General features: G+C 60.5%; 9 protein-coding genes and 1 riboswitch. All 9 genes read left to right on the top strand.

Features of this window, described 5'->3' with window-relative positions:
* The first annotated feature begins 239 nt into the window (after positions 1–239).
* Complete coding sequence (locus tag KF784_18865; GenBank protein MBX3121128.1) at positions 240–1,139, top strand: cobalamin-binding protein; 900 nt, start codon at positions 240–242, stop codon at positions 1,137–1,139.
* Positions 1,140–1,288: 149 nt separating this feature from the next.
* Positions 1,289–2,296 (top strand): iron ABC transporter permease, encoded by a 1,008-nt coding sequence (locus tag KF784_18860; protein ID MBX3121127.1) that lies wholly within the window; start codon positions 1,289–1,291, stop codon positions 2,294–2,296.
* Positions 2,293–3,189, top strand: coding sequence for an ABC transporter ATP-binding protein (locus KF784_18855; protein ID MBX3121126.1), 897 nt, complete (start codon positions 2,293–2,295; stop codon positions 3,187–3,189). The genes KF784_18860 and KF784_18855 overlap by 4 nt, the downstream gene beginning before the upstream one ends.
* Before the next feature lie 63 nt (positions 3,190–3,252).
* A riboswitch (cobalamin riboswitch) is annotated at positions 3,253–3,516 on the top strand.
* 28 nt (positions 3,517–3,544) lie between these two features.
* Positions 3,545–5,527, top strand: coding sequence for a TonB-dependent receptor (locus tag KF784_18850; GenBank protein ID MBX3121125.1), 1,983 nt, complete (start codon positions 3,545–3,547; stop codon positions 5,525–5,527).
* Positions 5,528–5,564: 37 nt separating this feature from the next.
* The gene (locus KF784_18845) at positions 5,565–6,947 is read left to right on the top strand and encodes a cobyrinate a,c-diamide synthase (protein ID MBX3121124.1); all 1,383 of its coding nucleotides are present in this window, start codon (positions 5,565–5,567) and stop codon (positions 6,945–6,947) included.
* A gap of 1 nt (position 6,948) precedes the next feature.
* Positions 6,949–7,548: a cob(I)yrinic acid a,c-diamide adenosyltransferase gene (gene cobO / locus KF784_18840; GenBank protein MBX3121123.1), complete on the top strand. Its 600-nt coding sequence runs from the start codon at positions 6,949–6,951 to the stop codon at positions 7,546–7,548.
* Between the two features lie 8 nt (positions 7,549–7,556).
* A complete protein-coding gene (locus tag KF784_18835; GenBank protein MBX3121122.1) occupies positions 7,557–7,760 on the top strand; it encodes a cysteine-rich CWC family protein in 204 nt (67 codons plus the stop codon).
* Positions 7,750–8,526 (top strand): 5,6-dimethylbenzimidazole synthase, encoded by a 777-nt coding sequence (bluB, locus tag KF784_18830; protein MBX3121121.1) that lies wholly within the window; start codon positions 7,750–7,752, stop codon positions 8,524–8,526. The genes KF784_18835 and bluB overlap by 11 nt, the downstream gene beginning before the upstream one ends.
* On the top strand, positions 8,472–8,712 hold a 241-nt coding region (locus KF784_18825), incomplete at its 3' end, for an ATP:cob(I)alamin adenosyltransferase (GenBank protein MBX3121120.1). The genes bluB and KF784_18825, both read left to right, overlap by 55 nt.

Below are 8,712 nucleotides of genomic sequence, written 5' to 3'. Positions count from 1 at the left end.
AAGCCAGAAGACCTGCCCGAGGAAGACCCTTTATTCCCTCGTGGGCTGGGGAATAGGCGAGGATGATGGTGCGGGTAATCCTCAGGGTTCCACGTTGGCCCTGGGGATTTTTTTATTTGCGCGCCCTTCGCCCGATCCCCGTTCGCCGATGTCTCACCGGACTTCTTGGAGTCGCCTGCTATGTGTTGCTCGCCTGTGTATCGCTCGCGTTTGCGCAACCTTCGGAGGATGATGCGGTGATGAAACGCCGTCAACAAGGCATCCTTACGGGCATGCCCTTCATGGCCAATATTACGCCGCGCACGTTTATCGACGACGCGGGCAGAAAACTCTATGTGGCCAAGGCGCCCGCACGAGTCGTCTCGTTGGCGCCCAGCATCACGGAGATGTTGTTTGCGTTGGGGCTGGACGAACAGATCGTCGGGGTCACGGACTTTTGCAATTTCCCGGTCGCGGCCAAGGCCAAAGCCAAGGTCGGGTACGCCAACCCCAATCTGGAATCCCTGGTGGCCCTCCGGCCGGAATTGATCGTCGCGCCGCGGGAGTTCCACCGCGCGAACGTGCTGGCCAAGCTGGAGGAATTGAAGATCCCGGTGCTCCTGTTGGAAGCCACCTCGGTGGAGAGCATTTTTTCACACATTCACACGCTGGGACGCATTTTTGATCGTTCGACGGAAGCCCATGCCATGACCGCGGCCATGCGGAGCCGGATGGCGGAACTCACCGCCAGAACCGAGCATCTGGCACGCGTTCGGGTCTTGTATGTCATCAATAGCCAGCCGCTCATTACGGTGGGACCGGGAAGTTACATTCACCAGATGATCGGGCTTGCCGGCGGACTCAATATCGCCGCGGAGGCGAAGGCGCCCTATCCGCGTCTCACCATGGAAACGGTGTTGAAGGAAGATCCCGAAATCCTGCTGTTTCCCAGAGGGTCGGTTGAAACCGTGTCGCGAAGTGAGCAGGAGGCTTGGAGGCGCTGGACAACGGTGACCGCCGTTCGAGAAAGCCGGCTTCGTGAAGTGTCGGCCGATGCCCTCAACCGCCCAGGCCCGCGCGTCATGGAAGGGCTGGAGGCGCTGGCCAGGGCGATCCACCCCGAAGCCTTTGCATCGGAACCGGTCCCCGTACAGCCATGATGCCAGCAGCCGGCCACCCCATGCCTCCCGCGCACGCCTTGACTGCATCGAACTTGTCCGCCGGTCCCTTGCCATCTGGTCCGCCGACGGTCGCAGGCGACCCGCCGGTTCAGGACGTGATTCTCGCACCGTCGCGCTGGTGGCGCGTGATGACCGTACTGTCGCTCGTGGCCTGTCTGTTGGCGCTCGTCTGTCTGCAGTTGGGGACTCAGTACATCGGCGTGGGGCGCATCCTCGGCCTCTTCGTGTCGCTGCTGTTCGGTCGATCGGTCGACGAGCAGATGGTCGACACGGCCGGGGTCATTCTGTTTCAGGTCCGGCTGCCGCGGGTCGCACTCGGATTTCTGGTGGGGAGCTGTCTTGCCTCGGTCGGCGTGGCGTTACAGGCCTTGCTTCGGAATCCGCTCGCCGATCCCTATGTGCTGGGTGTGTCCAGCGGGGCGGCTTTGGGCGTTGCCGTCGCCGTGTTGTTCGGCATCGGAACGACGGTGCTGGCCCTGTCGCTGTTACCGGTGTGCGGGTTTGTCGGCGGGCTGGTAGCTCTCGCGGTGATCTATCGAATGGCGACGACCCACGAGCGTCTGCCGATTCACTCGGTGCTCCTGGCCGGGGTCATCCTCAATGCGATGTTCTCTGCGCTCATCATGTTCATCACCTCCATCATGGAGCCGAATCGGTCGTTCGGCATGATGGCGTGGTTGATGGGGTCGCTCACCGCGCCGGCCTTTCCGGTGCTGGTGGCCTTGTCCGGCTATCTGCTGATCGGGTTGGTGCTGCTCTTCAAACAGGTTCGGGTGCTCAATATTCTGGCCTTGGGTGAAGAGCCGGCGCGCTCGCTGGGGATCGACACGGAGCGTGTCAAACGGTTCATCTTTCTGGTGTCGGCCCTGATGACCGGGGCCGTGGTGTCGTTCAGCGGCATGATCGGTTTCATCGGCATGATCGTGCCCCACGCCGTCCGTCTCGTGCTCGGAGCCGACCATCGATTGTTGTTGCCGGCTTCGGCGTTGGTCGGCGGGATGTTCTTGATGGTGGCGGACACGATCGCGCGTTCGTTGTTTGTGCCGTCGGAAGTGCCGGTCGGGGTGATCACCGCGTTAGCCGGCGGCCCGTTCTTCGTCTATGTGCTGGTGTGGCGAAAGGATCGATTGGCATGACGCGGATCGACCACATCGCTCAGACTCCGGCTGGAGACCTGGAGTCAGGTCTGGCGGCGCACCAGGCCTATACCGTTCGTGGGGTGCATTTTCGTTACGGACTATCGCGTCCACAGGGAGAGCCCTGGGTACTTCGAGATGTGACGCTGGAGGTCGCGCAGGGAGAAATCCTGGGCATCGTCGGGCCGAATGGGTCCGGCAAAACGTCGTTGTTGAAACTGTTGGCGAAATTGGCTGTGCCACAGGAAGGGGAGATTGCCCTGTTCGGGCGACCGTTGCGCAGCCTCTCTCCCGAGCTGGTGGCGCAGTCCGTCGCGGTGGTGCCGCAGGACAGTCCGCAAATGTTTCCGTTCACGGTCGCAGAGACGGTCGTGATGGGGCGATTCCCCCACCGTCGACGAGCGGGATGGAGTCTGGGCTTCGGCTGGGAGGATCGAGAGGATTGCCAGGCGGCCTCGCAGGCCATGGCCACGATGGACATCGCGCATCTCGCCGGGCGCGCCGTCACCGATCTGTCCGGAGGAGAACGTCAGCGCACCATGATTGCGCGGGCCTTGGCGCAAGCGCCTCGAGTGCTGCTGCTCGATGAACCGACCGCCTTTCTCGATCTCCAGCATCAACTCGAGATTTGCTCGGTGCTGCGGCGCTTGAGCGACGAGCAGGGCCTGACGGTCGTCATCGTGTCGCACGATTTGAACCTGGCCAGCCAGTATTGCGACCGGATCGTCATGCTGAAGGAAGGGGCGATGTATTCGATGGGCACGCCCTCCGAGGTGTTGTCGGTGGAAGCATTGCGGGCAGTCTATGGCTGTGAGGTGTTGATCGATCCGCATCCGGAGTCAGGACTGCCCAGGGTTACCTTGCCGAGGCAGGCTGTGCCGTTCAGGAGTTGAACATGTGTTGCGGGAGGGGTTCGCGCCCGGCCCACCCGTATGAAAAGCAGGGGCGCGTCATCATTGGAGAGCGGAGTGTCAGGAAGACGCCGTCAGCGTCGGGGAAGATGGTGCAAAACCATCACGGTGCCGCCACTGTAAGCGGGGAGTGACTCTGCATTGAGCCACTGACTAGGTTCGTGAAGCGTCGCTGGTGAAGCGTGAATCGCAGGACTCTGAGGGCTTGCGAGATGCGTTTCACGAGAGACGAGTGACGCTCCGGTTGGGAAGGCGCAGAGCAACGATGATCCGCAAGTCAGGAGACCCAACTGACGGCTGTTACGACTGATCCCTTCGAGCGAAAGGGAGTGTCAGCATGTCGACAATTGTCAGGGAATGGTCTGTCTATTTCGTGTTGCTGTGTATCGCAAGTGTCCCGCCTGTCTGGACCGCAGTGGCCGCTGCCGAAGAGTCTCCGGAGTCTGATCCTGTCGTACAAGCCGAGGAAGTGGTAGTCTCGGCAACTAAAACCCCGTTGCCGGTCACTCAGGTCACCAGTGCCGTCGAAGTCATTACGGCGCAGGACATGAAGCGACAGAACATCCGGAGTGTGGTGGATGCGCTTCGGTTAGCCCAAGGTGTGGCGGTGTTTTCAAACGGCGGGCCCGGCACCGAGGTGACGGCCAAGATTCGAGGAGGCGGGGCCAATCAGACCCTGGTACTGATCGACGGCGCGATCGTCAACAGCGGCACCGTCGGCAGTTACAACTTTGCCAACCTGACGACCGACAATATCGAGCGAGTGGAGATTCTCCGCGGTTCGCAGAGCATGTTGTGGGGATCCGACGCCATGGGCGGTGTCATCAACATCGTGACGAAGAAGGGGCAGGGACCGCTCTCTGCTACCGGCTTCATGGAATACGGGTCCTTCGCCTCTCTGCGCGAAGGGGGCACGGTGTCCGGGAAGCAGGGGGCGGTGGATTACAGTCTCTCGCTCTCCCGCTGGGACACCTCTAGTTTTTCGGCCGTTAACTACCGGCGTGGCGCCACCGAGCGGGATTCTTATCGCAACTGGCAGGGCTCGGGCCGAATCGGCGTCGATCTTCCGCATGACGGGCGGCTGGACTTCAGCATGCGCTGGATGAATTCCGATGTGCAGCTGGACAATCTTTCAGCCACGGCTCCGAGCGATGTGTATGGCTCGAAGATCCGGAGCCAGGAATATGTGTTCAGCGGGAGCTATGAGCAGCCGGTGACGAGCTGGTGGTCACAGAAGCTGACGCTGGCGCGATCTCAGGAGGCCTCGCTGTTTCTGCCCGGCACCTTGCAACGCAGCCTCGTCAGCGGGGCTTTCAGCACCCCCTTCGGAGATCCCAACGAAACGCGGGTGCTCTCCAATCGCTTGGAATGGCAGCACAACTTTCAAATCACCAAACTGCTGATGTTGAGCGCCGGCTATCAATTTCGAGAGCAGCAGGGCGAGAACGACAGCGGGCTCACCAACCGCATCCTGAGTTCCCATGCAGGGTTTGCGCAGGCCCAATTCAACCTGTGGGATCGGGTGTTTGCCACCGCAGGCGTCCGCCATGATAGTTACAACGTCTTCGGCGACGCCACGACCTATCGATTGACCGGCGGGTATATGCATAAAGAAACGGACACCAAACTCCGCGCCGGATATTCGACCGGTTTTCGGGCGCCCAGCATGAACGAACTGTATTTCCCCAATTTCGGGAATCCCAATCTGGGACCGGAAAAAAGCCAGAGTATGGACGTGGGGATCGACCAGTATTTCTTCTCGAAGCAGCTGAAGTTCACGGGAGGGTTCTTCTGGAACCGCTACCGGAATTTGATCACGACGACGTTCGATCCGGGGTTTTGCGCGCCGTTCAGCACATTCGGGTTCTGCCCGCAGCAGCTCGGTGAAGCCTCGACCAAAGGGTGGGAGGCGGGACTCTCCTATACGTACTCAAGCGACAAGCCGTTCCTGAAGAGCCTCATTCTGCAGGCCCAATACACCAACACCCTCACGCGCGATCTGGAGAGCCAAAGTCGTCTGCCGCGCTGGCCGACCGATCAGTGGAGCGCCACGATCAGCTATCAGCCCATCGACCCGCTCTGGATCACGCTGATCGGTCGATATGTGGGCTCGCGCTACAACACCACCGGAGATCGGCAACCTCTTCCGGCATTCGATGTGTGGTCGTTGGCCGTCACGTACGACGTGACGAAACAACTCCAGGCCTATCTCCGGGCTGAAAACCTGTTCAACGAGAAGTACGAAGAGATCACGAGCGGAGGCACGCCGATCCGTTCGATTTTCGGCGGCGTTCGGGTCTCATTCGGAGGAAAGTCGTGAGGCGAGCGTGAGCGTGCGACCGATGCATCGTCCTCGATTGGTCATCGCCGGCACCCACAGTGGTGCCGGCAAAACCACAGTCACTCTGGCGCTCATGGCCGCATTGAAAGCCAAAGAGATGGTGGTGCAGCCGTTCAAGGCCGGGCCGGACTTCATCGATCCCGGCCATCACCAGGCGTTAACCGGACGGCCTTCGCGAAACCTGGATGGGTGGATGTTAGGGGAGAGCGCGAACCGTGCCATCTTTGCGCGCGCCTCGGCGGATGCGGACCTGTCGATCATCGAAGGCATGATGGGGTTATTTGACGGTAGCTCAGCGGTACATGAGCAGGGGAGTACGGCGGAACTGGCGAAGCAACTCAATGCGCCGGTGCTGCTGGTGATTGACGGGAGCGCCATGGCGCGATCGGCCGCAGCCATAGCCTCCGGCTATGCGACATTCGACCCGGCCGTTCAGGTTCGCGGAGTCCTGTTTAATCGCGTGCGGAGTGAAGGCCACTATCAGTTATTGCGGGAGGCAGTGGAGACGGAAACGGACTTGACGGTTGTGGGGTATTTGCAGCCCGATGCTTCGGTCACGATCCAGGATCGCCATCTCGGGCTGAGGACCGCCATCGAGCAGCGGCACGGTGACCTGTATGACCGGTTGGCTCGATCCGCGGCTTCAACAATCGATTTGGATCGAGTCGAGATTCTGGCTCGTTCCGCCGGCGAATTTCCGGAAGAAGATCTGCCGATCGCGAGAGCGGCGGCAGGGCCAGCACCGGTCCGGGTCGGTGTGGCCTACGATGCGGCCTTTTGTTTTTACTATCAGGATAATCTGGAGTTGCTTGAATCGGCAGGCGCGGAGATCGTAAGGTTTTCGCCCTTACACGATGACGAGTTGCCTGATGTGGACCTGCTGTATTTCGGCGGAGGCTACCCCGAACTGTACGGCGAGACATTGGCGGCCAATATGTCCATGCGTTCGGCCGTGCAGACATTTGCCCGGCGTGGCGGGGCTGTGTATGCCGAATGTGGCGGGCTGATGTACTTGACGGACGCCATTCGAGACGGGGAGGGCAGGCGACATGAAATGGTCGGGGTGTTTCCGGCGGATGCGGTCATGCGGAAAAACGGGATGACGTTAGGTTATCGAACCGTGGAGATCGCTGAATCCTGCATGCTGGGCGGAGCCGGGACAGTGGTGCGCGGGCATGAATTTCACTATTCGATGCTCGAACCCACCGGCGAACTCCATCATGCCTGTACCCTGTCGGATGCAGCGGGGAAACCCGTCGGGCAGGACGGGTTGACGATGGGGAATACCCTCGCGTTGTATAGCCATTTGCACTTCGGCAGTCACCCGGCCGTCGTGGCGGATCTATTGAGGACTGCTTATCGACAGCAGGGGGCGCAGGCTTCTGTCACAAAGGGATGACATGACGGAACAGGACGACTATACGGCGAAGATGCAACGCGTGAAGGCCTCCGTGGATCGGCGGATCGAAGCGGCGCAGGACGAGAAGGGCTTGCTGATCGTCTATACCGGCGCGGGTAAGGGCAAGACCACTGCCGCGCTTGGCATGGCGCTGCGTGTGCTCGGCCACGGCATGAAGGTGGCGATCGTTCAATTCATCAAGGGGGCGATCGACACCGCAGAGGAGCGCATCCTGAAATCGTTCGGCGACCGCGTGACGTTTCTCCGTATGGGTGAAGGGTATACCTGGGAGACACAGGATCGGGAGCGCGATACGAGCCATGCGCAGGCGGCCTGGGCCAAGGCCTGCGAGTTCATGCGCGATCCGTCCTATGCGATGGTGATCCTGGATGAATTCAATATTGCGCTGCACCACGGCTCTGTGGCGGTGCCTGAAGTTCTGCCGCGTGTGCAACAGCGGCCGGCGATGCAACATGTCGTCATCACCGGCCGAGGGGCTCCGGAGGAGTTGATCGAGGCGGCGGATCTGGTGACGGAGATGAAGCAGGTGAAACATCCGTTCCGAAAAGGCATCAAGGCGCAGGCAGGGGTGGAGTTTTGAGAGGGCCGGTGGCGAAAACCTGTGAGCATTGCCGGCAGCCGTTCGAATGTGTCGGGTATCAATGCTGGTGCGGGAAGATCGGTATTACCGAGCAGCAGATGGATTGGATCGCCGCGCGGTTTAAGGATTGCCTGTGCCCCGCCTGTTTGCAGCAGGTGGCGGATGGAGTACTTGGACCGCAGCCTTCGAATGAAACGCCTCATGGTACGTAACAAACGAGAGCGGTTGACTCGAACAACGGCCGAGCCGTCCGAACTGTTTTCCAAGGCTGAACGAGAGGCGGTCTATCGGGCGATTTATGAACGTCGGGATGTCCGTCGAAATTTTCTGCCGACACCGATCCCCGACGAGGTGCTGGCACGTTTGCTGAACGCCGCGCACCATGCCGGATCGGTGGGCTTCATGCAGCCCTGGAACTTTGTGATTGTCCGCACGCATGAGACAAAGCGCGCGGTGAAGCAGCTTTTTCTCGATTCGAATGCGGCTGCCGCGCTGCGGTACACAAAGCCTCGTGCGGACCTGTATCGAAGCCTCAAACTGGAAGGTATTGAAGAATCGTCCGTCAATCTCTGCGTGACCTGCAGCCGGCAACGAGGCGGCCCGCGTGTGTTAGGCCGTTCGACGGTGCGGGATACGGACCTCTATAGTACCTGTTGCGCCATTCAGAATCTCTGGCTGGCGGCACGCGCCGAAGGGATCGGGGTCGGATGGGTCAGTATCTTGAATCACGCGGCGCTGAAGCGCCTGTTGGGTATTCCGAGGCCGGTCAAGGTCCTGGCCTACCTCTGTCTCGGATATGTGTCGGAGTTTGCGAAGAAGCCGGACCTTGAGGCCGCCGGGTGGCGAGCCAGGCTTTCTGTTGAAAATTTGGTGCACTATGAGGCATGGGGTCAGAGAGTCGAATGGAAGGAGAGACTACCGGGATGCGAATCACCAAGGTCTATACACGAACGGGCGACGCGGGCCAAACGAGGTTAGCCGGCGGACAACAGGTTTGGAAGGACTGCCTGCGAGTCGAAGCCTATGGCACGGTCGATGAGCTGAATGCGTCGGTGGGGTTGGTGCGGGCGATGAACGCCGAGGGTGGAGGTGCGTCTCCCGCCTCCGCGCAACTCGAGGCAGATCTGCGTTGGATTCAGAATAAGTTATTCGATGTCGGGAGTC

This window comes from Fimbriimonadaceae bacterium (assembly GCA_019638775.1).
Lineage (GTDB): Bacteria > Armatimonadota > Fimbriimonadia > Fimbriimonadales > Fimbriimonadaceae > JAHBTD01.
This window is presented reverse-complemented; position numbering and strand designations above follow the sequence as displayed.